21 protein-coding genes are annotated in these 26,325 nt (G+C 40.3%); 1 reads left to right on the plus strand and 20 read right to left on the minus strand.

Going from position 1 to position 26,325, the window contains the following annotated elements:
* Positions 1 to 85 precede the first annotated feature (85 nt).
* From yajC to G586_RS24565, 3 genes are all read right to left on the minus strand, one after another.
* Positions 86 to 451 (minus strand): preprotein translocase subunit YajC, encoded by a 366-nt coding sequence (gene yajC / locus G586_RS0102890; RefSeq protein ID WP_330363223.1) that lies wholly within the window; start codon positions 449 to 451, stop codon positions 86 to 88.
* Between the two features lie 74 nt (positions 452 to 525).
* Complete coding sequence (tgt, locus tag G586_RS0102895; protein ID WP_026526493.1) at positions 526 to 1,707, minus strand: tRNA guanosine(34) transglycosylase Tgt; 1,182 nt, start codon at positions 1,705 to 1,707, stop codon at positions 526 to 528.
* Between the two features lie 74 nt (positions 1,708 to 1,781).
* Positions 1,782 to 2,873 (minus strand): M15 family metallopeptidase, encoded by a 1,092-nt coding sequence (locus tag G586_RS24565; protein WP_051204456.1) that lies wholly within the window; start codon positions 2,871 to 2,873, stop codon positions 1,782 to 1,784.
* 193 nt (positions 2,874 to 3,066) lie between these two features.
* Here G586_RS24565 and aroC point away from each other — a divergent pair, with 193 nt between their 5' ends.
* On the plus strand, positions 3,067 to 4,176 hold the full coding sequence (gene aroC / locus G586_RS0102905) for a chorismate synthase (protein WP_026526494.1): 1,110 nt from the start codon (positions 3,067 to 3,069) through the stop codon (positions 4,174 to 4,176).
* A 61-nt stretch (positions 4,177 to 4,237) separates the two neighbouring features.
* Here aroC and G586_RS0102910 read toward each other — a convergent pair whose 3' ends face one another.
* The 17 genes from G586_RS0102910 to G586_RS0102990 all read right to left on the minus strand — a co-directional run bounded on the left by G586_RS0102910 (position 4,238) and on the right by G586_RS0102990 (position 26,293).
* Complete coding sequence (locus G586_RS0102910) at positions 4,238 to 5,326, minus strand: lactonase family protein (RefSeq protein WP_026526495.1); 1,089 nt, start codon at positions 5,324 to 5,326, stop codon at positions 4,238 to 4,240.
* A 44-nt stretch (positions 5,327 to 5,370) separates the two neighbouring features.
* Positions 5,371 to 6,453 (minus strand): class II aldolase/adducin family protein, encoded by a 1,083-nt coding sequence (locus tag G586_RS24570; protein WP_051204458.1) that lies wholly within the window; start codon positions 6,451 to 6,453, stop codon positions 5,371 to 5,373.
* A gap of 23 nt (positions 6,454 to 6,476) precedes the next feature.
* A complete protein-coding gene (locus tag G586_RS0102920; RefSeq protein ID WP_242831959.1) occupies positions 6,477 to 7,748 on the minus strand; it encodes a glutamate-5-semialdehyde dehydrogenase in 1,272 nt (423 codons plus the stop codon).
* Positions 7,741 to 10,020, minus strand: coding sequence for a 5-formyltetrahydrofolate cyclo-ligase (locus G586_RS21575; protein WP_081674155.1), 2,280 nt, complete (start codon positions 10,018 to 10,020; stop codon positions 7,741 to 7,743). The genes G586_RS0102920 and G586_RS21575 overlap by 8 nt, the downstream gene beginning before the upstream one ends.
* Positions 10,017 to 11,243, minus strand: a complete 1,227-nt coding sequence (locus G586_RS0102930; protein ID WP_207640716.1) for an aminoacetone oxidase family FAD-binding enzyme — start codon at positions 11,241 to 11,243, stop codon at positions 10,017 to 10,019. Before G586_RS0102930 ends, G586_RS21575 begins: the two co-directional genes overlap by 4 nt.
* Positions 11,244 to 11,252: 9 nt before the next feature.
* The gene (locus tag G586_RS0102935) at positions 11,253 to 12,875 is read right to left on the minus strand and encodes a hypothetical protein (protein ID WP_026526498.1); all 1,623 of its coding nucleotides are present in this window, start codon (positions 12,873 to 12,875) and stop codon (positions 11,253 to 11,255) included.
* A 19-nt stretch (positions 12,876 to 12,894) separates the two neighbouring features.
* Positions 12,895 to 13,398 (minus strand): rRNA maturation RNase YbeY, encoded by a 504-nt coding sequence (gene ybeY / locus G586_RS0102940; protein WP_026526499.1) that lies wholly within the window; start codon positions 13,396 to 13,398, stop codon positions 12,895 to 12,897.
* The gene (locus G586_RS0102945) at positions 13,382 to 14,668 is read right to left on the minus strand and encodes a hypothetical protein (protein ID WP_026526500.1); all 1,287 of its coding nucleotides are present in this window, start codon (positions 14,666 to 14,668) and stop codon (positions 13,382 to 13,384) included. Before G586_RS0102945 ends, ybeY begins: the two co-directional genes overlap by 17 nt.
* A gap of 3 nt (positions 14,669 to 14,671) precedes the next feature.
* On the minus strand, positions 14,672 to 15,700 hold the full coding sequence (locus G586_RS0102950; RefSeq protein ID WP_026526501.1) for a PhoH family protein: 1,029 nt from the start codon (positions 15,698 to 15,700) through the stop codon (positions 14,672 to 14,674).
* Complete coding sequence (rlmH, locus tag G586_RS0102955; protein WP_026526502.1) at positions 15,697 to 16,176, minus strand: 23S rRNA (pseudouridine(1915)-N(3))-methyltransferase RlmH; 480 nt, start codon at positions 16,174 to 16,176, stop codon at positions 15,697 to 15,699. Before rlmH ends, G586_RS0102950 begins: the two co-directional genes overlap by 4 nt.
* Positions 16,176 to 16,664, minus strand: a complete 489-nt coding sequence (locus tag G586_RS0102960; protein ID WP_026526503.1) for a hypothetical protein — start codon at positions 16,662 to 16,664, stop codon at positions 16,176 to 16,178. The genes rlmH and G586_RS0102960 overlap by 1 nt, the downstream gene beginning before the upstream one ends.
* Positions 16,665 to 16,892: 228 nt before the next feature.
* Complete coding sequence (gene gltA / locus G586_RS0102965) at positions 16,893 to 18,281, minus strand: NADPH-dependent glutamate synthase (protein ID WP_026526504.1); 1,389 nt, start codon at positions 18,279 to 18,281, stop codon at positions 16,893 to 16,895.
* Positions 18,282 to 18,394: 113 nt separating this feature from the next.
* Positions 18,395 to 19,270: a sulfide/dihydroorotate dehydrogenase-like FAD/NAD-binding protein gene (locus G586_RS0102970; protein ID WP_026526505.1), complete on the minus strand. Its 876-nt coding sequence runs from the start codon at positions 19,268 to 19,270 to the stop codon at positions 18,395 to 18,397.
* 129 nt (positions 19,271 to 19,399) lie between these two features.
* Positions 19,400 to 20,854: a chitobiase/beta-hexosaminidase C-terminal domain-containing protein gene (locus G586_RS0102975; protein WP_026526506.1), complete on the minus strand. Its 1,455-nt coding sequence runs from the start codon at positions 20,852 to 20,854 to the stop codon at positions 19,400 to 19,402.
* Between the two features lie 4 nt (positions 20,855 to 20,858).
* A complete protein-coding gene (folD, locus tag G586_RS0102980; protein ID WP_026526507.1) occupies positions 20,859 to 21,716 on the minus strand; it encodes a bifunctional methylenetetrahydrofolate dehydrogenase/methenyltetrahydrofolate cyclohydrolase FolD in 858 nt (285 codons plus the stop codon).
* Positions 21,717 to 21,745: 29 nt separating this feature from the next.
* Positions 21,746 to 23,422, minus strand: a complete 1,677-nt coding sequence (locus G586_RS0102985; protein WP_035772337.1) for a formate--tetrahydrofolate ligase — start codon at positions 23,420 to 23,422, stop codon at positions 21,746 to 21,748.
* A 36-nt stretch (positions 23,423 to 23,458) separates the two neighbouring features.
* Entirely contained in the window at positions 23,459 to 26,293 is a 2,835-nt protein-coding gene (locus G586_RS0102990) for an FtsK/SpoIIIE family DNA translocase (protein WP_026526509.1), read from the minus strand.
* Positions 26,294 to 26,325 lie beyond the last annotated feature (32 nt).

Consider the following 26,325-nt stretch of genomic DNA (forward strand, 5'->3'; position numbering starts at 1 on the left):
TCTCCTCATATAATGATAGCCGGCAAAAATTAATGTTCCGCCGGCTGCCACTTTATAATGCAGACTTTAACAACAGTCTTCTTGTTTACTTGGACTTTTCTTCCTTAGTATTGTCCTTTACAGCATCCTCAGGCTTCTCAACTTCAACGATTGCTTCCTTAACCATGGGAATGCGGCAATTCTTGTTGTTACCGAACTCAACGATAACTGTTGATGACTCGTCATCAATATCGATAACTGTTCCGATAAAACCACCTGTTGTGCGAACGCTATCGCCAACAGCAAGCTGTGCGAGAAGCTGAGCTTTCTGCTTCTGCTCCTTTCTCTGAGGACGGAGCATAATAAAATACAGAACCGCAAAAATAGCAACATAAACGAGTATGATTAACATACCGCTTCCTCCGGTTGCTGCCCCAGTACTTTCAAGAGCCATAGTGTTAGCAAAACTCATATCAACCTCCAAATTTCCTTTTTAAACATATGAATAATCTTACAATTAATACAACTTTAAAACAAGTACAGTTTTTAACCCTTTTTCCATCCTTTAGCGATATCATAGCGCTCTATGGGCTCGTCCTTGTCAAATTCCTTCATGGAATCAAGCATTTCTTCTTTGAATTTCTTAAATCTGCCCTCATCCAGAGCTGTTCTGATATCCTCCATAAGATGATTGTAAAAATACAGATTATGAAGTACGCAAAGTCTCATTCCAAGCATCTCTCCTGACTTAAGAAGATGCCTTATGTAGCTTCGTGAATATCTTCTGCAGGCAGGACACTGACAGCCTTCTTCAATCGGTCTGTCATCAAGCTCATATCTGGCATTTAAAAGATTTATATGTCCGCGCTTTGTATAAAGATGACCATGTCTTCCGTTTCTGCTTGGATAAACGCAATCAAAGAAATCTATTCCTCTGTCTACAGCCTCGAGAATGTTGGCAGGTGTTCCAACCCCCATGAGATACGTAGGCTTATCCTTCGGAAGATGCTCTGTAACTATATCAAGAACATGATACATCTCTTCATGAGTCTCACCTACGGCAAGTCCACCTACAGCATAGCCGTCAAGATTCATTTCTGATATTCTCTTTGCATGCTCTATTCTCAGATCATCAAAAATAGCTCCCTGATTTATTCCGAACAGAAGCTGATTTTTATTAATAGTATCCGGAAGTGAATTAAGTCTGTTCATCTCCTTCTGGCATCTTTCAAGCCATCTAGTTGTTCTGTCAACAGACATCTTCACGTAATCATGATCTGCACGAGCAGAAGGACATTCATCAAAAGCCATTGCTATTGTGGATGCAATATGAGATTGAATTCTCATACTCTCCTCAGGTCCCATGAAAAGCTTATGTCCATCTATATGGGATCTGAAATATACGCCCTCTTCCTTAATTCTTCTGTTTTCAGAAAGTGAAAATACCTGAAATCCACCGGAATCAGTCAAAATAGGCTTATTGCAATTCATAAACTTATGAAGGCCGCCCATCTTATAAATAATATCATCACCGGGACGCAGATGAAGGTGATAGGTGTTTGATAAAACCACCTGAGTTCCTATCTGTTCAAGATCCTCTGTAGAAACAGCCCCCTTTATTGCAGCCACCGTAGCAACATTCATAAAAACCGGTGTTTCAATTTTTCCATGAACGGTTTCAAATGTGGCTCTTTTAGCCATTCCTTCCTGTTTTAATAATTTATACATTTAAATCCTCTCCAAATATTCTTAGATAACAAAAATGTGCTGTTGCATAATAATAATGCAACAGCACCAAATAATCAATCATATAAATACATATCCCAGAATTCTTCCAGACAAAGATTCTGTTCATACATTACTGTAGCTGCATCGATTCCTACAAATCTAAAATGCCAGGGCTCGTATTCAATTCCGGTAATATTTTCCTTACCTGCAAGATATCTGACAACAAAGCCATATTTGTAGCTATTCTCTGCAAGCCACTTACCTGCCTTAGTATCTCCAAAGCCCTCATCAAGACTGTAGTAAGAGCCACAGACAATATCAAAAGCAAGGCCTATCTGATGCTCTGAAGCACCGGGAACAGTAACAGCCTGAGAAGTAATATTATAAGCATCCTTATAGGAAAGTCCTGCATCCAGATAATTTTTTATCTTTCTGGAGAATAATCCCTCCTGACGCTCATCATTTCTATAAGGTGAGCAAATAGCAAGATTTATGCCATTATCGGCTGCATCCTTAAGCATAGTTTTTAAAGGTGCAAGCACCCTCTTATCGCAACGCATCGATTCATTTATATCACCAAAAGGAAATTCATATCCTTCGGGAATCGGATGCTGTTTGTTTACAAGAATAAGTTTCCAGTCCGTTTTATCAAAAGTTATGTCGCTTGATTCTTCGGTCTCATTATCTTCATCAACAGACTCACCAATATCTTCAATATCATCTGCGAGAACGAAACCTTCAGCAAGCTCCTGGTCTTCCGATACGCCTGTCTCTTCCTCTTCAATAATCTTATTCTTATCTACAGGAGTTATAGTAGCAAGCTGAGCCTCGGATGCGGTTGAAACAGCTTCGAGTGAATCTGAGGTATAATACTCTTCTGGCTCTTCTGATTTTTCAAAATCAGACACAAAGCTGACATTTAAAGTCAATGCCTCAGGATATGTAAAACTGCTACTTGAAATAAAGAAGAATAGTATGCTTGCAAGACATGTATACCTCTTAACATTGTGACAGAAATGCAGTCCGATGTTATAGAAGAACAAAACAACCATTGCATATAGCATTCCAAAAAACTTCAACTTCTTGTGCTTCCTGTTGAAAGAACGAACCCTATCCATCAGTTTGTCTCTGAAGGTGGGACCCATCTGCAAACTATTTGCACGCATTACAACTTAACCTCATAAAAAAAAATTTCATTTATATTTTATCACTTTTGAACTATTATTGCACAAAAAATTAAGAATAAATTAAGAATTACACATTTTTGTAATAAAATCAAGGTTTTTCGTTTGTAAACTTACGGAATCTGTGTAAAAATAGTGCTTAACATATTGACAAAATTAGAAAGGCATTAACTATATGAGCGGATCAGTATTTGGCAAGAACATTACCATGACAACCTGGGGAGAATCTCACGGAGCGGCTTTAGGAGTTGTCTTAGACGGCTTCCCTGCTGGACTTGAGCTTTCCGAATGTGACATTCAGATTTTTCTAGATAGAAGAAAACCGGGCTCCTCAAAAGTAACTACTCCCAGAAAAGAAGATGATTCAGTCAGAATTCTTTCCGGAGTATTTGAAGGGAAAACAACCGGAACTCCTATTTCACTTCTTGTTGAAAACACTTCACAGATTTCTTCGGATTATTCGGAAATCGCATCCTATTACAGACCGGGACACGCAGATTTCGGTTTTGATGAAAAATATGGTTTCAGAGATTACCGCGGTGGTGGCAGATCCTCAGGCCGTGAAACTATCGGCAGAGTTGCTGCCGGTGCTATCTGTCACAAGCTCCTTTCTCAGATGGGCATTGAGGTATGCGCTTATACAAGATCCATCGGAGATATAACCATTGATGATTCAAAATTTGATAATGATCAGATTCTGTCTTCAATAACAGCAATGCCCGATGCCGAGGCAGATAAAAAAGCAACTGATCTTATTGTTAAATGCCGTGAAAACGGTGATTCGATAGGCGGCGTTATAGAATGTAAGGTAACAGGTATGCCTGCAGGAATTGGCGAGCCTGTATTTGATAAGCTTGATGCTGTTCTTTCACAGGCCATCATGAGTATTGGAGCTGTAAAAGCTGTAGAAATAGGTGATGGAATTAAAGCCTCCACCTCGCTTGGTTCTGAAAACAATGATGCATTCGTAATGAGCGATGATAAAACTGTTTCCAAAAAGACAAATCACTCAGGCGGTATATTGGGCGGCATGAGTGACGGCTCAAAAATTGTTTTAAGAGCGCATGTTAAGCCAACACCGAGCATTTCTTCTACTCAGCAGACTGTAAACAAAAACGGCGAGAATATTGATATTAACATAAAGGGAAGACATGACCCTGTTGTAGTTCCCAGAGCTGTCGTAGTAGTTGAGTGCATGACTGCTTTTACAATTCTTGATCTCCTGATCTCGAATATGTCTGCTCGCGCGTCATACATAATGGATTTCTATAGTGAAAAACACTGAGTAATATAAAAAAGATCCCCGCTCATTTATTTGAGCGGGGATTTTTGTATGACATATTTTATTATCTTACTTTAATTCTTTCTCCAAGCTTATGGAAGACGATACAGTTAGGTCTGTCCACCTTCATCTCCGGTCCATTCATTACCAGAGTATTATTATCGAAGTTAATGTTGAAGAATGTCATTGTGCTTGATTCCTGGTTCAATGAAACAAGGTGCTTATTGTCAGGGAAAAGGCAGGCATCCTTCGGATATTCTCCGGAAATAGGAAGCTCAATCTTCTTAGTAAGAAGTCCGGTCTCCTTATCAACCTTATAAACAATAACGTTGTTCTCGCCTGCAACTGAGCTTACGAGATAATTGTAGTCATCTGAGAATTTTAAAGCACTACTTGCAACACCGATAGTATCCTGCTCATCGGAGTTCTGAACAGACTGGATTTCCTCAAATGAAGGAAGTCCCTTCTCCTCATTGTACTGATAAACATTGATACTGCACTGCTGCTCGAATACTACATAGAGGAATTTTCCGTCCTCGGAAAACTGCATATGTCTGGGAGAAGATTCCTGATCGCAATGAATCACATCAATATCGGAAATCTTACCATTCTCAGTATCAAACCTGTAAACATTTACGCGGTCCATACCAAGATCAGCTGCCAGAAGGTACTTGTTGTCCTTAGTAACCTTGATGCACTGAACATGAGGAGTATGGTTTCTTCCTGCTATGGTGCCAAGTCCCTTATGGAACTTTTCATCAGTTATGTCACCAATACTTCCATCCTTATTGAGCCTTAAGATAGTAACCTTACCATCATGATATCCGGCACATACAAGGAACTTGTCATGCTGATCCATATTTATATAACAACCACGCATGCCGTTGATTGATGCCTTATTAAGAATTGTAAGACTACCATCATCTTCTATATGATAAGCCTCAACACCTGCATCAGTGATTGAATATAATGTCTCTCTGCTGTGTGACAGAACAATATAAGAGGAGTTAGTTATTTTAACTTTTTCCTTCTCTGTCAGCCTACCGTTCTTCATATCTACATCGTAGATACGAATTCCGTAATTGTCTTTAGAACCTGAAGTATAACTCGCAACGTAAGCTACGTACGAATTACTTTTTGTTTCCTTCGCCATAACCTGTCACCTCGTGAATTTTTTATATATTAATATAATACATATCACTTTACCGATTTTGCAAGGACACTATAATTCTTTCTGTAGTTTCTGTTCATCTTGAAACAATCCTTCAAAGAGATGAATCTTCCTTCACCAAAACGTGTCACGGCAAGGTGAGCAATGCATCCCTTATCGAGCACGATAGCCGCTGATTTAGCGTCTTCTTCGGTATCTCCGAGACAATATGCTCCATCATTATATGCAAAAACAGTATTGATTTTTTTCTTCACAACAAGAGGTGCACCCTCCGCAGTTGGAATTCTGACACTGGTTCCGATTATCTGAGCAAAGTCATCAAGAAGTGGTCTCATATGATTTACTCTTCTGGAAATCGTCATGACTGCTTCCGACTTATTGTGGAAAATGCAGTGTACATCAGGCCTTTTGGCATATATCGTCTGATGAATAAGCTTAACTCTCTCCGGAGTATCGTTTCTTAGGTAAACTATTTTACCCTCTTCCAGTTTACTGCTAAATCCTTCTAAAATTTCATTTGAAGCATCAGTTTTGCATATATTGAAAATATATTTCTTTGCAGCCTTTTCAAGTTTAATGGCTTCCTTGACTGCCTCCTCGGCATTATGACCAAAGCATACAGCACCGTGATTGGCCATTATGATGCTTCGAGTCTCACTGTTCTTAGCTGCTGCACTCTTAACATTATCAGCAAGTGCTTTTGTTCCGGGGAGTGCATAATCAGCAACAGGGAAAATTATCTTTTTCTCCTTGTGTTCTGCCTTTAGCCTCTTTTTGCCAAGTGCACCGACACAAGTAGCATAAACCTGATGCGTATGAACAATAAACTCAGCATCATTTCTGGTTTTATATATTGCAGTATGAACCATAAACTCACTTGAGGGCTTATATTCACCCTCATATGAACCATCCTCTATAGAAACCAGAGGCAGCATATCTGGTTTTAAGTCCTCGTAACGAATACCGCTTGGTGTTATTAGATAATGTTTATCATCAATTTTTGCACTAATATTTCCCCAGGTTCTGACGATCAGCCCACTTTCCAACAGTGAAAGTGATACATCAATTATCTCTTCTCTAAGTTTCTGAATTTCTTCCTTTGTTTTCATTTCAGGTTATTCTTTCTATTATTTTATTTTCTTATCTGACCATCACCTGTGATATTGAATTTGTATGATGTCAGCTCCTTTAGTCCCATCGGGCCTCTTGCATGCAGCTTCTGTGTGCTTATTCCGATTTCTGCGCCAAATCCGAACTGGAAACCATCAGTAAATCTAGTTGAAGCATTGAGATAAACGCAAGCAGCATCAACACCTTTAAGGAATTTATCCGCAGCTTCCTTATCCTCAGTTATGATTGCTTCCGAGTGCTTTGTATTATATTTGTTAATATGCGCAATGGCTTCTTCCACGCTTTTTACTGTTTTTACAGAAAGAATATAATCAAGATATTCAGTGCCGAAATCTTCCTCAGTTGCGCTCTTAGCACCGGGTAAAAGCTTTATTGAAGCCTCATCAGCCCTGAGCTCAACACTGTTTTCTTTCATCGCTTCACTTAATCTTGGCAAAAAAGCATCCTTTATATCCTCATGAACAACCAGTGATTCGGCAGCATTACAAACTCCGATTCTCTGAGTTTTTGCATTTATGATAATGGTAATTGCCTTTTCAATGTCAGCGGCTTTATCTACATAAATGTGACAATTTCCACTGCCAGTTTCAATCACAGGGATTCTACTGTTTTCACAGACCATTCTGATAAGTCCGGCACTTCCTCTGGGAATCACAACATCGATGTACTCACGAAGAGAAAGCATCTCCTTAACAGCACTTCTGTCCGTAAAAGGAATAAGCTGAATAGCATTAGGATCAATGCCCTCATTTTCAAGTGCTTCTCTTATGACATCAGTAATTACCATATTGGAATTAATAGCATCGGAACCGCCTTTTAGAATAACGGCATTACCGGTTTTAAAAGTAAGACTGAATGCATCAGCTGTCACGTTCGGTCTTGACTCATAAATGATTCCTATTACGCCAAGAGGAACGCTTATTTTCTTTATATTAAGGCCATTCTCAAGATTCCAGTCATCAAGAACGGTTCCTATGGGATCAGGTAATGACGCAACCTGTCTGATTCCCTCAGCCATATCATTAATTCTTCCGGTCGTAAGACGAAGCCTGTCAAGAAGCCCTTCATGCATTCCTTTTTCTTCACCGCTTTTTATGTCTATGTCATTCGCTTTAAGAATTCTTTCAGCGGATGAAGTAAGTGCATCAGCAACCTTTAAGAGTACTTCATTTTTCTTATTCTCAGAGAGGCTTTGCAAATCAAACTTAACATTGTATGCATTTTGCCCCATTGCCCTAATAGTTTCACCTATGTTCATGTTGTCGTTAGTCATAATCTCTCCTGCCCTTGTCAGTAATAATACTGGACACTTTTCTATCCATGCCGTTCATATACTCCGACAAATCTTCTGAAATTATCTGTAAATCAAATCCAATTGCTACAGATTTAATAGTATCATCCAAAAGCTCTTTTTTAAAGTCCTCCATGAATCTGTCATAGAAGCCTCCGCCGTAACCTATTCTGTTGCCGGTCTTGTCAAAAATAAGCCCCGGAAGAATTAGCAACGTATTGCCATTACCTCCTTCATATATTTTCGAAGAAGGATCTATAACAGGCTCTAAAATTCCAAATTTACCAGGTTTTAATTCTCTTTTAGATTCTATCTTTACGAATTTCATTACTCTGTTCTTTGTATCTGTAACGACAGGGCAGAAAACTTCCTTTTTATCTTCAAGTGCTCTATTGATTATGCCGTCTGTAGAAGCTTCACTTCCCATGCTGCAATATATAAGTAGCTTGTCTGATTTCTGATATTCAATAGATGAAAACAGATTCTCCGCGATCTTTTCAGAAAGCTGTTCTCTTTCCGCCTCAGATATCAAGTCTCTTTTTTCCAGCATCAGCTTTCGATAAAAAGCTTTCGGGCTTCTATAATGAATAGCTATCTGTTCAGCTACCCTTATTCCATCCATGGCAGCCGAAGTTATTCCACCTGCATAGCCTGCGCCTTCACCGCATGGATAAAGCCCCTTTATCCCGATTGCTTCCAGTTCATCATCACGGTTAATTCTTACAGGGGAAGAAGTCCTTGCTTCTACACCTGAAAAAATGACTTCGTCATTATCAAAGCCCTTAATCATCCTTCCAAACTGTTCCATTCCCTGAACGATTGAATTGTTTATATCATCAGGAAGGATTTCATGAACGGGCGCAAACTGCCAAAGCCCTTTAATGCAGGGAGTATTTCTGTTTTCTTTCTTTTTACTTTTGACAGGTTCCTTTAATACAGCACTTTTAAAATCATCAAAATATTCTACAGGAACTTTACCGTCGCCAACTTCATAAGCCTTCTCTTCTAACCTTCTCTGGAATTCGACACCTGATAAAACGTCTGAGCCTCCAAAATCCTTAGGCTCGACAGACACAACAATTGCGCTGTTAGCATTTTTTCCGTCACGTCCGGAATAGCTCATTCCATTAACGCAAAGTCTGTTGTCTTCAGATGAAGCATTAACAACATATCCGCCGGGGCACATACAGAAGGAATAAACACCTCTTCCGTCAGAGCTTCTCGCGGTAACCTTGTAGGGTGACGGCGGAAGCGACTTAGGATTCTCAATGCCATACTGAGACTTGTTTATCAAAGCCTGCGGATGTTCGACGCGAAGTCCTACAGCAAATGCTTTAGGTTCCATATCAAGTCCCTGGTCCTTTAAGGCATAAAATGTATCTCTTGCACTATGTCCTATGGCAAGAACAACCACATCTGATGAAAAGGTTTTACCATCCTCACATTTTACGCCCTTAATACTTCCATCTGAAACTATCAGCTCAGTGACTTTTGTCTCAAAATAAAAACTGCCGCCAAGCCTTATTATCTCATTTCGAATATTTTTAATTACTTTTCTAAGTACATCTGTCCCTATATGCGGTTTTGATTCATAGAGGATATCCTCATCTGCCCCAAATTCATAAAAAATATTGAGGCATTCATAGCCAAGTCCTTTTTTGTCCTTGACCATGGTATTAAGCTTTCCGTCAGAAAAAGTACCCGCACCGCCTTCTCCAAATTGGACATTACCCTTAGGCATGAGTTCTCCACCCTTCCAAAAGGCAGAAACTGCATCATGTCTTTTATCAATGTCCATGCCTCGCTCAAGTACGATAGGGCAATATCCGGCTTTTGCCAGTTCATATGCGCAAAAAAGACCGGCCGGACCCGAACCAATGATTATCGGTCTCCTTGGAGTCATGCCATGATCTCTTTTTAATTCTTCATCTTCTTTTCTGTTATTTGGAAATCTGTATTTCTTTTCTGAAACCAGAGCAGCCGTCTTACAGCCTGATTTTTTAATTACTGCCTCTTCTGATATCCTTTTTTCAAGTAGAATATCAACTACAAAAACATCAAATATCTCAGGCTTTTTTCTGGCATCGATAGAATGCTTTCTTATAATGACTTCTGAAATCTGTGAAGGATTTATTCGTAAAAGCTTAGCCGCCTTATTTTTCAGCTTCGCTTTTAGGACATTTATTCTATTGTCCCCACATAATTCATCAACAAAACCATTATTTATAATTTTTATGGAATTCAATCTAATCATAAGGAACCTGCAGCCTCCCCTGCAATATAGCCGCTAGTCCAAGCCCACTGAAGATTATAGCCGCCGCATCTGCCGTCCACATCGCATAGTTCACCAACTACAAAAACACCCTCGGCACTTTTAGCTTCAAGCTTATCGGTTAAATCCCCAAGGCTTATTCCGCCTCTTGTAACCTGAGCCTTTTTATAATCAGCTGTCCCGGAAATCTCAACCCTTATATCTCTGTATTTATACAGAATACATGAAAGCATAGAGCTTCCTACATTCTTAAGCTTCATTCCTCTGCTGATCTTCATTCTCTTTAAGACCATCTCATTAATGTGAGAATTACAAAATCCATCGAGAAGTTCTCCGAGCTTTCTATCATCAGAAAGATTCATCAGTCTGTTAACCAGCTCTTCAAATTCGTTTTCACTGTATCCGGGGAAGAAATCGATTGAGCAGGTAATAGGTCTTCCTTTCGCCAGGTGCTCAGCCACAACGCCTGAAGCCTGCATTACAGGAATTCCCGAAATACCATTTCGAGTTATCTGGACCTCTCCATATTCTGTCGCAATCTCACCTTCACCGATCATAAATGTAATTCTTGCGATAGACCTTACTCCACTCTCCGAAGGAAGAGTCTCATCTTCTGAAAGAAGTGGCACAAGCGCAGGAAAAGTATCCTTCTTTGACATCCCAAGCTGCTCGCAGATATAGTATCCATCACCGGTTGAGCCTGTTGTTTTAGGACCTGCCAATCCGCCTGTAGCAAGGATCACTGCTTTGCAGTTATATTCATTCTTATCCGTTTTAACAGTGTATGCGCGGTCATCATTTTTTATTATTCTCTTTACCTGTTCATTATAGGTAAACTCAACACCAAGTCTCTGGCATTCATTCATAAGAACCGATACCACAGAACCTGCCTGCCCTGAGATAGGATAAAGATATCCGTCCTCACTTACTATAACCAAACCTAATGAAGCAAAGAATTCGGCTACCCTATCAACACCGAATTCTTCAAGCCAATTCTTCATTCTGTTTCTTGAACGTTCATTATAATCGTCAGAAGATACATTCAGATTAGCAAGATTACATCTGCCGTTTCCAGTCATGGAAAGCTTTTTTCCACATGTATCATTTTTCTCAATAACATTTACTGTTGCACCTTTTCTTGCAGCTGCTATGGCAGCACACAAACCGGAAGCACCGCCACCGGCAACTATTACATGATTATTCAAAGACACTTTTTAATCCCTTCCACCGTTAACCTTGTCGGATACAAGCGCAAAATAGTCTCCGAGAGGCATTTTCTCAACCTCGTAACGGTTAACACTTCTTAATAATATCAAAAGAATCATGTAAATTACAAAAGCAACAATAATGCATATCAAAAAAGTCAATATTTCGCCTATCAAATTCACAAAAATCTTATTGAGCAATAATGCAACGAGCCCTGATAAAACCGCAGCGACAAGTGGCATCAAAATATTCCTGATCATCTGCAGCTTTACATCCAACATAACCTTTATTTCAAATAAGCCAAGTATAGCCTGAACAATAAACATTGCTGCAAAAGCGGCAATAGAAGCATGTATACCATAGCCACCAATATACGACATAGCAAGCAGCACTGCGATATGCGTTATTACTCCAACCACCAGATTCATTCCCATAATAAGCTTGTTCTTTAACTGCTTTAACAGGAATGATTGGAACACTATAACAGCTCCGGGGATAACTACCGGTATAGCCAGAATAACCATATCAACTCCTGCTTCATTGCTTTTACCAAATACTACAGTATTAAATGTATTTGCAAGCAGCATCAGCCATATTACCACAGGAAAAATAAGCATAGCCTCAAAATGAACAAGACTCTGCAATCTCATTCTTGCTGACTTGAAATCCTTTTTTACAATGCTTACGTGAACTCCATACCATGACTTGATAAAAGGTAGTGAAGTTATAAACACGAAGAACACAACCACCGCAACGCATTGTCCTATATAAATCCCCCAGTTATCGATGTTATCTTCCATTGGATGTATCTTATGTGCCACGTCAAGGTAAACACACTCATCTATGAAAACAAGAATCCCGCAGGTTGCTGCAATCAGGCAATTGATTACCAGGTCCTGAACACATTCATTCTTATGAGTATTGTTAACCGGGATACTCTCATCAGCAATTTCCTGAAGCTCATTTTTCTTTATAAGAAACATGATTGTTACAAAAATAAAACTGATTAGCGAGCTTACTGTTATTCCAAGCGCTGCTCCCAAAGCTCCGTAAGCGGGCGCAATGTCATCAACATGCATCAGTTTATCGACCTTTTTTCCATAATCATATACGGCATTTGATAAAACAACTGTTGAAATAACGGTAATAAGTGTGAGAATTGCATCAGATATTATTGAAACAACGGCATATCCCGAACCACTTAAATATCCTCTAAGTACTCCCTGTATGCTCAGAAACAGAAATACAGGAGAAACAAGCAAAAGAACATAAAAGCTTCTGGGAGAATGAAAAACAAAATTAGCGAGAATTATTGAAGCACCTGCGCAAAGAAGTGAACAGAATAATCCTATACAGAAGCTTATTATCATCAACTGTCTTACATTTTTCTTTGCTGATAGCATCTGACTTCTGTGAATTCTATTCTTAACCATCTCTCTTGTGGTGGTTTCAAATGCACATATAAATACACAATATGCGATCATAAAAAGAGCAATCGGAGCTGCAAGAAAACCAACTCCGTCAGCACCAGTCATATCGAAGAAAACAACAAGCAGAGCCATAATGGCCATAATAAAGATCATTCCGGATGACAGTACAACATCCGGCCTTATTCTTAACTTTTTACTCATACCACTCACCCTCTGTCACTTAATCTCTTGTAATATTAAGAAACTGCAAAACCTTTTCCTGTTTTTCCTCCATAACCGCAGCTTCATCCGGCTCCATATGGTCATACCCGCATAAGTGAAGCATAGAATGTGCTATCAGGAAAGCAAATTCTCTAAGCTCACTATGTCCAAATTCCTTGGCCTGACTTCTGACACGGTTCTCATTTATAACAATATCACCGAAAACGATAAGTCCGCTCTCCGGATCCGTTACATCTATTTTCTGTTCTCCAAGAGCAGCTGAAAAGTCTCCCGGTGTTTCGTAGCTGATATTTGGGAAAGACAAAACATCCGTGGGAGAATCAATCTCTCTGAATTCGGAATTAATTTGTCTTATTCCTTCATCATCAGTTATAAGGAGACTTAACTGAACATCAAATGGACAATTCTCGCTTTCAAGAACTGCCTCTGCAACCTTTTTTGCAGTTTCCTCAATATCAAATGAAAAACTAGCCTCAACTTCATTATCAACGAAGAAAATCATAATATAGCTTCTCCTTTTTCATAAGCTGTTTCATTCTATCTATTTCATATAGCGAAATATCGTAATTATAAAGCTCTTTATTATCTATCTTATGCATGAAAATCTTATCAATAAGATCATCATAATTTATCTTGGTATTACTATCCTTTTCAAAAAGATATGTTATTGAATCAATAAGCGTCTCGCACATGTAAATAATGGCAGCTTCCTTCGACTGATGCTTAGACCTGTCGTTTGAAATATACTCCTTAAGGTATTCAATAGCTTCACCCGGGAAGTTGTTCTCAATATAAAAATGTTTTACCTCATCCCATGTCTTGGAGCCATCAATTAATCCGATTTTGTAATAGTATGACATGGTCTTAACGGCTCTTGCATTTAGTCCTAAATCAAGTGCAATTCTCTCAGCCAGATATGCTATATGAATTGCTCTGAAATATGCAGCTTTATCCTTCTCCTTAAGCTGCACAAGAAGCGGAAACTCCGTATCATTAATATCCATGTACCTGTCATTACTCTTTCTGATAACATAGAGTCCGAAAATATTCAGAAGGATCATCATAAGTATCAGGTTTATTATGATATTTACGAGAGGTACAATAAACATTGTCGGCACAAGATTCTTGTTCTGGAAAAGAATGTCATATGCAACAATCAAAGCAAACAGGAGTGATAGCGATATAAAAATCGGAACTCCTATCTTTGTTGTCTCGTTAAGGTCGCGCAAAAGAACAAGTACTACTGCTCCTGCAATGAAATATATAAAGAATTCGGAATAGCTTCCCTCTTTTTCAAGCAGAACCGAGAACATAACAAGCATGGAGCCTGAAAAAAGCCCGATCTCGTTTGTCGAAAAAAGTCCAAGTAATAAGAATATAAATACATAAGGCCATACTTCAACCGTTACCATAGGAAGGGCAACGGAAATAGCAAGGCCCGCATAATATGCCACAACAAACCGGTTTCTTTTTTGACCATTATCGTATGCAAAAAGGCCTCTGGTACTGGCATCACTTATCATGTAGATTAAAATACCTCCACAGAGAAAGCCTGTGAAAGTATTTCTAATTATATCCTCAACTTTTAAATCATAAACAATTGAAAACGCAAGAAGTATCAGACCGGTTACAAAAAATATCGAACCGAAGAGAAATCTGATAGGCCCCTCACCCTTATCAAATACAGAAGTCAAAACTGCATTATCATTACTGACATGCTTTGACTTGTCTGTTGTCTCTTTTGTTTCTGTTATTCCATTTGTTGCTGCCATAATTTAGTGTCTTTCCCGCCTCTTAATTGCTCTTTTTTTATCTTCATTGGCTTTTGATTTTTCAAAATCCTCATAAGCCTTAACGATCTGCTGAACCAAAGGATGTCTGACAACATCTCTGCTGGTAAGATTACAGAATTCAATGTCATCTATCTTCTTAAGAACAGCAGATGCCACATCAAGTCCGGATTTGGTATCAGCCGGAAGGTCCTTTTGTGTGGAATCTCCCGTTATAATAACCTTTGATCCAAAGCCTATTCGTGTAAGGAACATCTTCATCTGTGCAGGAGTCGTATTTTGCGCTTCATCAAGAATAATAAAAGAATTATCAAGTGTTCTGCCTCGCATATAAGCAAGAGGTGCCACCTCAATAAGTCCCTTTTCCATATTTTTTACAAAATTATCTGCACCCATAATCTGATATAAAGCATCATATAAAGGTCTAAGATAAGGATCAACCTTGCTCTGAAGATCTCCAGGCAAAAATCCAAGCTTTTCACCTGCTTCAATGGCCGGTCTTGTAAGAATTATGCGTTCAACCTCTCCCTTTTGGAATGCGGTTATAGCCATAGCCATTCCAAGATAGGTCTTACCGGTACCTGCAGGTCCAAGTCCGAAAACTATCATATTCTTTCTGATAGCATCTACATATTTTTTCTGTCCAAGAGTCTTAGGCTTAATGGGCTTACCGTTAATAGTATGGCATATAACGTCACCATCTATTTTCGTAAGTACATTTCCCTCAGCATTAGCTTCATCCTCAGTGGGATCATTACTTATCTGTATAGCATAATTGACGCTCTGCTCCTCGATTTCAGCACCGGTTACGGATAATCCTGCAAGCTCACTTATTATATCGTAAGCCTTTTTGACGCTGTCGCTAGTACCAATAATGTGAAGCTCACCACTTCTGTCAATTATTTCAACCTTCAGATTATCTTCAATTTTCCTGATATATTTATCATGCTGACCAAATATGCTCTGCATCTCCTCAATTCCAAGATGCATGGTCTTTTCAGTAATAGTACTCATTTATGGTATGGTTCTCCATTAATTATTCTGTGTGCGCGATATATCTGTTCAAGCAAAATAACGCGCATCATCTGATGAGGAAAAGTCATATCCGAAAAACTGATTTTCCTGTCACAGTTTCTCAAAACCTCATCAGAAAGTCCAAGGGACCCACCAATTATAAACTGTATTCTGCTTACTCCCATGGTGCTCTCATCCTTTATTACATCTGCAAATCCGGTGGATGAATATCTTTTGCCGTCAATCGCAAGTGCAAATTTGAGCGCCTTAGGATCCATATACTTTAGAAGCTTTTCGCCCTCTTTGTTTTTTATCTGCATTTCTATCGCAGGAGGGGCATTATCAGGTGTTTTTTCATCCTGTACTTCTATAATATCAAGCTTACAGTATCTTGAAAGTCTCTTGGCATATTCTGAAATAGCATCATTCCAATATTTCTCTTTAATCTTTCCAACACAGAGAATATCTATAGCTATCAATTTTCATCTCCAAATATCTTGTCGTAAAATCCGTCAATAAAGGTATCAATAAGTTCTTCACTGACATTTACGTATTTTTTCAATATTACTTTTTTAATAAATTCTGTTCTCTTAAAAAACAGACTTTCCTTATCTGTTAAAGTCTCATATTCTTCGTCATCATCATACATATGAGCATCGATATACTCGGCTGTCAGCTCAGCTTCGCAAAACTCTCTGATTTTCTCAAGAACAGTATCCTCTTCAGCTGCCTTCTCACTGAAAATTTTGTAGCTTCTTACTGCAAGAATGCCCATAACAAAAAACAGCACAAAAAGAGCGCCCATGACACCGCAGGTAAGATATTTATTAAACATAGGCATGTTAAGTGGATTTTTTACAAGAAAGAATATATCCCCAATTAGACCTATTGCTCCCACGGTAATGAGCATGACTCCTGATGACTGATTGTCCTCAGCTTTCTGTGCACTGCTCTGATATACCATATGAAATCCCCCAAATATCCCTCATCCGTCAGCTTCGCTGACACCTTCCCCCTAAAGGGGGAAGGCTTTATATTAGGACGTCTCCCTTTAGCGGGAAGACTTTATATTAGGCCGTCTCCCTTTAGCGGGAAGACTTTATATTAAGCCGTCTCCCTTTAGCGGGAAGGCTTTATATTAAGCCTTCTCCCTTGGGAGAAGGTGGCACGAAGTGCCGGATGAGGGTAATAATTACTTACTTAAATATTCATCAATGCCCTTAGCTGCAGCCTTACCTGCACCCATAGCAAGAATAACAGTAGCTGCACCGGTAACAGCGTCACCACCGGCAAATACGCCATCCTTAGATGTCTTACCGTTCTCTTCATCAGCTACGATACATTTTCTTCTGTTTACCTCAAGTCCCTCTGTAGTACTTGAAATAAGCGGATTCGGGCTTGTTCCGAGAGACATGATAACTGCATCACACTCAATCTCGAACTCAGAGCCAGCAACCTCTACAGGGCTTCTTCTTCCACTCTCATCAGGCTCGCCAAGTTCCATTCTGATGCACTTGCAGCCCTTAACCCATCCATCCTCATTCTCAAGGATTTCAACAGGATTGCAGAGAAGATCAAAGATGATACCCTCCTGCTTAGCATGCTCAACTTCTTCTCTTCTTGCAGGAAGCTCTTCCTCGCCTCTTCTGTAGACGATATGAACCTCAGCGCCAAGACGAAGTGCTGTACGTGCGGCATCCATTGCAACGTTACCACCACCAACTACTACGCACTTCTTAGGTCTCATGATAGGTGTTGTGCTATCCTCAGAGAAAGCCTTCATAAGATTGCTTCTTGTAAGGAACTCGTTAGCAGAGAATACACCAAGAGCCTGCTCACCGGGGATATTCATGAATCTGGGAAGACCTGCACCTGAACCTACAAATACAGCTTCAAATCCCTCATCCTTCATAAGAGAATCAATTGTTACGGACTTACCGATAACAACGTCCTTCTCGATCTTAACACCAAGAGACTCAACGTTCTCGATTTCTTTCTTAACTACAGCTTCCTTAGGAAGACGGAATTCAGGAATACCATAAACAAGTACACCGCCTGCCTCATGAAGTGCTTCAAAAATGGTTACATCATAACCCATTCTTGCAAGATCACCTGCGCATGTAAGACCTGCAGGACCTGAACCGATAACAGCAACCTTCTTGCCCTTCTTCTCCTTTGCGCCCTGGGGCTTAATGCCTCTTTCTCTGGCTGTATCAGCAACAAATCTCTCGAGCTTGCCGATAGAAACTGCGTCGCCCTTAACTCCGCGAACACACTTACCTTCACACTGGCTCTCCTGAGGGCATACACGTCCACATACTGCGGGAAGCGCGCTGGACTCACTAATTGTCTGATAAGCCTTCTCTACATCGCCTTCCTTAAGCTCCTGAATGAACTTAGGAATGTTAATTGAAACAGGACAGCCCTTTACACACTGGGGATTAGGGCAATTAAGGCATCTCTCAGCCTCAGCTATAGCTTCCTGTTCGTTGTATCCCAAACAAACTTCTTCAAAATTGGTTGCACGAACCTTTGCGTCCTGCTCGCGAACCGGGACTCTTGTCCAAACATCTTGTGCCATCTTTATCTCCATTCTCTAATTATCGTTAGTTTTCACAATGAAGTTATTACTCACTCCGTTCGTAGTAACACGCTCGAACCAGGTTCAAAAGTACTTCACCAAGTTCTCGCAGCTTAGTTGCAGTGGCCGCAACCGCCGTGATGAGTATCACCTTCCTGCTCCTTAAGTGCAAGGCGGCCTTCTTCAGTCTGATATAGTCTCATGCGCTTCATAGCCTGATCGAAATCAACCTCATGTCCGTCAAACTCAGGTCCGTCTACACATGCAAACTTAACCTGTCCCCCAACAGTAAGACGACATGCTCCACACATACCTGTTCCATCTACCATGATTGTATTCATGCTGACAATTGTGGGAATTCCAAGCTCTTTTGTAAGCTTGCAAACGAATTTCATCATGATCATGGGTCCAATGGCAACGCAGTGATCATAGCGCTTTCCTTCATCATAAAGGTCCTGGAGACACTTAGTTACCATACCTTCTCTGCCATATGATCCATCATCAGTTGTTACATAAAGATTGCAAACAGATTTGAATCTCTCCTCAAGAATAACAAGATCCTTGTTCTTTGCACCGATAATTACATCGCACTCAACACCCTGTTCCTTGAGCCATTTAGCCTGAGGATAAACAGGAGCAGTACCAACGCCACCTGCGATAAAAACTATCTTCTTCTTTTTGAGATCTTCGATGCTTTCGCTGCAAAGATCAGATGCATTTCCAAGCGGTCCTACTACATCTGCAAGACAGTCGCCTGCTTTCTTGCGACAAATTTTTCTTGACTCAGCACCAAGAGCCTGAACAACAAGCTCTACTGTTCCCTTTTCTCTGTCATAATCACAGATGGTAAGCGGAATACGCTCTCCATCCTCTTCGGCACGGACAATAAGGAACTGTCCGGGCAAACAAGTGCCGGCCACGCGGGGAGCTTCTACGATAAGCTGATGAATATTCGTAGCGAGCTCATTAGCCTCCAATACTTTAAACATTGCTCTCCTCCTGAATTATATAGTTAAAATATTGTTTCAATGATAATTGATGCGCTTAATATTTTCAAGCTTTAATCCTTTAAAGTATTAAAATAATTTATCAGATACAATTATCACCACATTAAACACTTATCTATTCGAAATAGTTATAAGTGTATAATTTCCACTTGAATCATATCCAAGCCTGTTAACCTTACCATCATGGGTATTTACTGCATATAACAGACCTGTATCACTAGTATGTCCGTCATTATATACATGTGTTTCAACGAATTTATAGTAGACTCCGGAACCGGCAATCTCTATGTCTCCGTCGTAAACATAGTCATAATGGCCTTCTTCACCCCTGACACTTCCATTTGCATCAAGCAGTATATCGAGCTTAAGTAAAATCGAAATAATACTCTGCTTTGCCTGATCAACAGATACCATTGTTGTGTAAGAGAGGTGATAATTTTTTTCAACTACAGGACTCATCTTACCCTCAGAATCAATGGTGATAAATTTGTAGGTACTCGTTCCGACGGGCATCGGTATCGGAGCCGTGTATTCATTGGACTCCTCAGTTGGATCAGTACCATCAGAAGTATATAATATCCTGCATCCCGGATCACAGACTGCCACAATCATTGTGGCCTGCGAATAATCTCCGCTATCCTCCATTATTACAGGTTCTTCAGGTCCAATGTTTTCCAAGTGAAAAAAGCTTTTTGAAATTTCACTCTTTAATCCGTATTTATTTATAAAAACCGCTCTGATGTTATAGTCTCCCTCTTCTTCAAGAACGAGCTCATCATCATAATGAATGCTGTTTTCATCAGGATCATTGCCATTAATCGTATAGTAAATATCACCTGATTCGGCATCGGTAATCCTCACATAAACTGTTTCGTCGAAATCGCCTCCGTCGGGAGCTATTTCAGGCGCATAAGGAATATACATTGAATACTTATCCTTCACGGATTGTATTGAAGTTTTCTTTAAAAGCTCATATATCCCGTTATAGTCCTCGGATTCCTCATAATATAGTATCATCTGCTCGGTAGCAGTAGCTACTGTTACTTCATCAAAAGTATCCGCATCTGTGAGCTCATTTAAAGTAGCTATAGCATCCTCAGATAATCCTGCTTCCTTCTGATATCCATATTTTTTAAAAAGAAGCTCAGACTTCTTTTCAGAATCACCCTCCTGAAGATTCAGTATCGCGCTATCAATAGCAGAAATCGCCTCCGGCAATTTTCCTTGAACATAATAGCTTTCAGCCTGCTCCTCAAGATTAAGCGTAGAATTTCTTCCATCCTTCATAAAGAGGAGAACAACGATAACAGCTACAATTATGCCTATACCGGTAATAAGAGGCAAAACAAACGGCTTAAGTTCAGCCTTATTTGCAACCATTCCCGGAAGCTTTTTTGTATAAAAGATGCTCTCATCCTTCAGATCATCTGCAACTCCGGATAGAGATTCATTTATTTTGTTTTCAACTTCAGGGTCAAACTCCGGTACGAAGTTAATCTCTTTGCCACAAATTCCACAGTAAAGATGTCCCTCCGGAATTTTGTTCCCACAATTAGGACACTTCATATTTTTATTCACCGGCCTTACGTAAAGCTGACTCCAGACAATTGTTCATTAGCATTGCGATAGTCATAGGACCAACGCCACCCGGAACAGGTGTTATAGCGCTGCATTTAGGCGCTACATTATCATAATCCACATCGCCGCAGAGTTTATTTGTCTCCGCATTTCTGTTAATACCTACATCAATAACCACTGCACCGTCTTTTACATAGTCTTCAGTGATCATCTTTGCCTTACCCACTGCAGCAATTAAAATATCTGCTCTTCTGCATACTTCAGCTAAATCCTTTGTTCGTGAGTGAGCCACAGTAACTGTAGCATTCTCTCGAAGCATCAAAAGAGCCATCGGTTTACCAACTATATTACTTCTTCCGACTATAACGCACTCTTTACCATTAATATCAATGTCAGAACGCTTCAAAAGCTGAATAATACCCGCCGGTGTACATGAAACAAAGCCGGGTTCACCAATACAGAGCGCACCTACATTCATAGGATGGAAACCATCAACATCCTTCTCAGGTGAGATGGCATCTATTACAGTTTTCTCATCAATCTGCTTTGGTACAGGCATTTGAACAAGAATACCGTGAACCGAATCGTCTTTATTTAATTTATCGATCAGCTCAAGAAGTTCCTCCTGCGAAGTATCACCCGGAAGTTCATAAGACAATGATTTAAATCCGACATATTCGCATGCCTTTTTCTTATTTCGTACATAAACCTGTGAAGCCGGATCCTCTCCAACAAGTATAACAGCAAGACATACTTCAATACCTTTTTCAGCCTTGAGCTTTGCTGTTTTTTCCTTTACTTCTTCTTTAACCTGCGCGGAAATAACTTTTCCATCAATGATTTTCATTATCTCTGATTCCTTCCAGTGTAATAGTATATTTAGAATAGTCCGATTATATTTCCATTATCATCAACGTCAATATCAAAAGCAGCGGGCTTTTTAGGAAGTCCGGGCATAGTCATAATATTTCCGGTAAGAGCAACTATAAAGCCTGCTCCCGCTGAAACATATGCATCGCGTACTGTTATCTCAAATCCTGTCGGTCTGCCGAGAAGAGACGGATCATCGGAAAGTGAATACTGAGTTTTAGCCATGCATACAGGAAGCTTACCATAACCCATATCAACAATCTTCTTAAGCTGCTTCTTAGCTGCAGGTGCATAAATTACACCATCCGCTCCATATATTTTCTTCGCTACTGTTTCGATCTTCTCTTCAGGAGATAGATCGTCGCTATATATTGGAGCATAGTTTGATGTTTTATTTTCCAGAGTATTAAGCACAGCTTTAGCCAGGTCCTCTCCTCCCTTGCCGCCATTTGCCCACACATCGGAAATAGCAAAATCACAGTTTTTGCTCTCACAGAAGTCCTTAACAACCTTAATTTCAGCCTCTGTGTCTGTAATGAAACCGTTGAGAGTCACAACAACAGGCACGCCGTACTGCTGGAGATTTTCAATATGCTTTTCAAGATTTACCATTCCTTTTTTAAGAGCATCTACATTCTCCTCGGAAAGGCTATCCTTTGCAATTCCTCCGTTATATTTAAGAGCTCTGATAGTAGCTACAAGTACAATTGCATCAGGCTTAAGACCATGCATTCTGCATTTGATATCGAGGAATTTCTCAGCGCCAAGGTCTGCGCCAAAGCCTGCCTCAGTTATCGTAATATCTGACATGTGAAGTGCTGCTTCTGTGGCTCTTATAGAGTTACAGCCATGCGCGATATTAGCGAAAGGTCCACCATGAACAATTGCAGGTGTATGTTCTAATGTCTGAACAAGATTAGGCTTCATGGCGTCCTTAAGCAGTGCAGCCATAGCTCCTACAGCTTTAAGGTCACCTGCTGTGACCGGATCTCCATTGTAATTATAGGCAACTACTATTCTGGAGAGGCGATCCTTCAAATCCTTCATATCCTTTGCAAGGCAGAGGATAGCCATAATTTCTGTAGCAACAGTAATAACAAAGTGATCTTCCCTTACTACGCCGTCCATCTTGCTTCCAAGACCGATAACGATATTTCGAAGTGCTCTGTCATTCATATCTTCACATCTCTTGAAGATAACCTGTCTGGTATCAATCTGCAGTTCATTCCCCTGCTGGATATGATTATCCAAAAGTGCTGCAAGCAGGTTATTAGCAGATGTTATTGCATGGAAATCTCCCGTAAAATGGAGATTCATATCATCCATAGGAACAACCTGTGCGTAACCGCCACCTGCGGCTCCACCCTTAATGCCAAAGCATGGTCCGAGTGAAGGCTCACGCAGAGCAATAACAGTCTTTTTGCCAAGTCTTTTAAGAGCATCTCCAAGGCCGATACTTGTTGTGGTCTTTCCTTCGCCTGCAGGTGTAGGATTGATTGCTGTTACGAGGACAAGCTTTGCCTTTTTATTGTTCTTAATCTTTTGCAGATATTCCTCGGATAGTTTAGCCTTATACTTTCCATAAAGCTCAAGATCATCCTCTTCGATGCCAATGCTTTCAGCGACCTTCTTTATAGGCCACAGCTCGGCTTCTCTTGCAATTTCAATATCAGATTTTACTGCCATAATCTTTACCTCCAGAATTGAAGTGCTCCTATAAGTTTAAGAAGCGTTATCTATCAACTGTTCAAATTCCTCTTTTGTCATAAGAATGCGTCTTGGCTTTGTTCCTTCTTCAGGGCCAACAACACCGGCATCACTTAATTGATCCATGATCCTTGCCGCTCTGTTGAAGCCTATCTTGTATAATCTCTGAAGCATTCCTATGGATGCCTTCTCTTTTTCAATAATTGCAGCACCTGCCTGTGCAAACAGAGGATCAAGATCAGATGCACCATCCGATGAATCGCCCACAGAAGCGCTCTGTGATGACTTCGTAGCAACCTCCATGCTTGATATCTCCTCTGATACGTTATGTCCGTATCCTGTTTCAACACCCTGCGTCTTAACAAAATCCGTAACAGACTGAACTTCATCATCAGATACAAAGCATCCCTGAACTCTGGCAGGCTTGTTGTATCCTCTGGGGAAGAACAACATGTCGCCCTTTCCGATAAGCTTCTCTGCACCGTAACTGTCAAGTATAGTTCTTGAATCAACACCACTTGAAACCGCAAAAGCAATTCGGCTTGGTATGTTGGCCTTAATTAGTCCTGTTATAACATCTACAGAGGGCCTTTGTGTAGCAATAATCAGATAAATACCTGCTGCTCTTGCAAGCTGTGTAAGTCTTACAATCGAATCCTCAACCTCATTTTTAAACTGCATCATGAGATCAGCAAGCTCATCGACGATTACAACTATCTCAGGCATCTTCTGATAATCAGGATCATCATTATGTTCGCAAAGAGCATTGTAACCCTTAAGATCACGAACCTTTGCATTAGCAAACTTCTTATATCTTGTAGTCATTTCTGATACAGCCCAGTTAAGCGCTGCAGCAGCCTTCTTGGGATCTGTCACTACAGGTATTAGCAAATGCGGTATGCCATTGTAGACCGAAAGCTCAACAATTTTGGGATCTATCATTATAAGTCTTACATCCTCAGGAGAAGCCTTATAAATGATGCTCATGATTATTGTGTTTATGCAAACCGATTTACCGGAGCCTGTAGCACCTGCAATAAGAAGGTGAGGCATCTTAGAAATATCAGTTATTACGAGCTTACCTGCGATGTCCTTACCGATTGCAACAGAAAGCTTTGATTTCGATTTCTGGAATTCCTCACTCTCAATGAGGTCACGCAGTGCAACTGTTGAGTTTTCCTTATTCGGAACTTCAATTCCGACCGCGGATTTTCCGGGTATAGGAGCCTCTATTCTTATGTCAGTAGCTGCAAGATGCATCTTTATATCATCTGCAAGATCTACAATTTTTCTTACTTTAACTCCTGCCTCCGGCTGAAGCTCATAACGAGTAACAGATGGTCCCTGGCTGATATCTGTTACTGTCGCATTAACATGGAACATCTGAAGGGTATCCTGAAGTGTTCTTGCTGTATCCTTAAGATGTTTTGCAGAATCTCCCTTACCCTTTGTTCCCTTTTTAAGCAGATTAAAAGGAGGAAACTCATATTCCATAACAGGTCTCTTTACAATTGCCTGTTCCTGTTTCTTCTCAGCTGCTACGCGATTCTTACTGGTTGTAATGTAATCGGTACTGTGAACAGCGTATTCTCCGTTATAGTCAGGAGCTATGTTCTCGGAATGAATCGGAATATCATCCAAATCATCCATAGGAGCTTCCTCTTTAAGCCTTGCTACAGGCCTGTGATTCTTGACAGCCATAAGTGCCTCTAGTGCAGCACTGTCGTCTTCATCCTCTGAATAAGTATCATCCACGGGAGAATAATCATCACTTAATGTAATATGATGATTGTCATTTGAAGGCTCCTGCTTCTTCTCAGTCTTCATTACGTACTGGCCATCAGGCTGCGGCTCTGTTGTAAGAGACGGCTTGAATCTGATCTCATGAATATCATCACGAATATTCTCTTCCGGAATATAAGCATTGATATCATCAGCATCATCTTCCTCGAAATCGAGTCCGTGAATTCGAAATTCCTGATCCTTTACTTCTTCGATTATTTCTTCTTTTATCTCATCATCCGGATTCTCATCGGAATCATCAGCATCAAGAAGCGTATCCATGCTGACACCCGAAACCTTTTTATCCATTCTGAGTATCTTGGCATCTTCCTTCTGCTCAAGCAAAAGCTGACGTTCCTCTTCGATTCGCGCCCTCTCTTCCTCACGATACCTTGCTCGCTCATCCATGCGTTCTCTGTAAAGCTCAGCTTCCTGTCTTGTTCTCTCAAGGACCTGCTTACCGCCTTTTTTCACTCCCTTGAGCATTGATTTCTGAGTAAACAGAGATATTCCGGTAAATCCGGCAACCATCATGACAATTAATGTTCCGGCCAAAGAGAGATTATGATATATAGCATAAGTCACGCTTCCGGCAATAAAGCCTCCACCATTACGCGCATCCCTGGCTCCGCTATAGATATCAGCTGCCTTATAAACATCCATTGCCTGAACACGGCCCGTTATAAGTTCAAACAGCATTGATAAAACAAGCAGAATAAGAAGTCCGGAAAAAATCTTCCTAAGTGCTGCCGGGCTCGGTCCGTTTGACAAAAGCAGTGCGCCTGCCGCAAAAAACACAAGTGGCATAACATAAGCAGCCAGCCCGAAAATACCGAATAAAATATCACTTACTGCGTTGCCTATCGTTCCACAGATTTTAAAATTGCATAAAAATAAAAAGATCGCTAGCGCCGCAAAGAGAATAAGAGAAATCTCGCTCTTTACTGCATAATCAAGTGTATCCTCCTCATATCTCGTGGAAGGTCTTCTTTGTGCTGATGCCGATCTTTTCCTTGTATTAGTTGTTCTGCTCCCTGAGGAGCGTTTTCTTGAATTACTTGTAGCCATAATCACCCATTACTTTTTTCAAAACTCATCCC

The sequence above is a fragment of the Butyrivibrio sp. VCD2006 genome (assembly GCF_000423925.1).
GTDB lineage: Bacteria > Bacillota > Clostridia > Lachnospirales > Lachnospiraceae > Butyrivibrio.

What these genes read in the sequence shown, in the direction of transcription:
- gltA (WP_026526504.1), bottom strand. Translation starts at nt 18,281, where the DNA reads ATGGCACAAGATGTTTGGACAAGAGTCCCGGTTCGCGAGCAGGACGCA.
- G586_RS0102920 (WP_242831959.1), bottom strand. Translation starts at nt 7,748, where the DNA reads ATGACTAACGACAACATGAACATAGGTGAAACTATTAGGGCAATGGGG.
- ybeY (WP_026526499.1), bottom strand. Translation starts at nt 13,398, where the DNA reads ATGATTTTCTTCGTTGATAATGAAGTTGAGGCTAGTTTTTCATTTGAT.
- G586_RS0102990 (WP_026526509.1), bottom strand. Translation starts at nt 26,293, where the DNA reads ATGGCTACAAGTAATTCAAGAAAACGCTCCTCAGGGAGCAGAACAACT.
- yajC (WP_330363223.1), bottom strand. Translation starts at nt 451, where the DNA reads ATGAGTTTTGCTAACACTATGGCTCTTGAAAGTACTGGGGCAGCAACC.
- G586_RS21575 (WP_081674155.1), bottom strand. Translation starts at nt 10,020, where the DNA reads ATGATTAGATTGAATTCCATAAAAATTATAAATAATGGTTTTGTTGAT.
- G586_RS0102950 (WP_026526501.1), bottom strand. Translation starts at nt 15,700, where the DNA reads ATGAGTACTATTACTGAAAAGACCATGCATCTTGGAATTGAGGAGATG.
- tgt (WP_026526493.1), bottom strand. Translation starts at nt 1,707, where the DNA reads ATGTATAAATTATTAAAACAGGAAGGAATGGCTAAAAGAGCCACATTT.
- G586_RS24565 (WP_051204456.1), bottom strand. Translation starts at nt 2,873, where the DNA reads ATGCGTGCAAATAGTTTGCAGATGGGTCCCACCTTCAGAGACAAACTG.
- G586_RS0102910 (WP_026526495.1), bottom strand. Translation starts at nt 5,326, where the DNA reads ATGGCGAAGGAAACAAAAAGTAATTCGTACGTAGCTTACGTTGCGAGT.
- aroC (WP_026526494.1), top strand. Translation starts at nt 3,067, where the DNA reads ATGAGCGGATCAGTATTTGGCAAGAACATTACCATGACAACCTGGGGA.
- G586_RS0102945 (WP_026526500.1), bottom strand. Translation starts at nt 14,668, where the DNA reads ATGGCAGCAACAAATGGAATAACAGAAACAAAAGAGACAACAGACAAG.
- G586_RS0102935 (WP_026526498.1), bottom strand. Translation starts at nt 12,875, where the DNA reads ATGAGTAAAAAGTTAAGAATAAGGCCGGATGTTGTACTGTCATCCGGA.
- G586_RS0102960 (WP_026526503.1), bottom strand. Translation starts at nt 16,664, where the DNA reads ATGGTATATCAGAGCAGTGCACAGAAAGCTGAGGACAATCAGTCATCA.
- G586_RS0102985 (WP_035772337.1), bottom strand. Translation starts at nt 23,422, where the DNA reads ATGGCAGTAAAATCTGATATTGAAATTGCAAGAGAAGCCGAGCTGTGG.
- G586_RS24570 (WP_051204458.1), bottom strand. Translation starts at nt 6,453, where the DNA reads ATGAAAACAAAGGAAGAAATTCAGAAACTTAGAGAAGAGATAATTGAT.
- G586_RS0102975 (WP_026526506.1), bottom strand. Translation starts at nt 20,854, where the DNA reads ATGAAGTGTCCTAATTGTGGGAACAAAATTCCGGAGGGACATCTTTAC.
- G586_RS0102970 (WP_026526505.1), bottom strand. Translation starts at nt 19,270, where the DNA reads ATGTTTAAAGTATTGGAGGCTAATGAGCTCGCTACGAATATTCATCAG.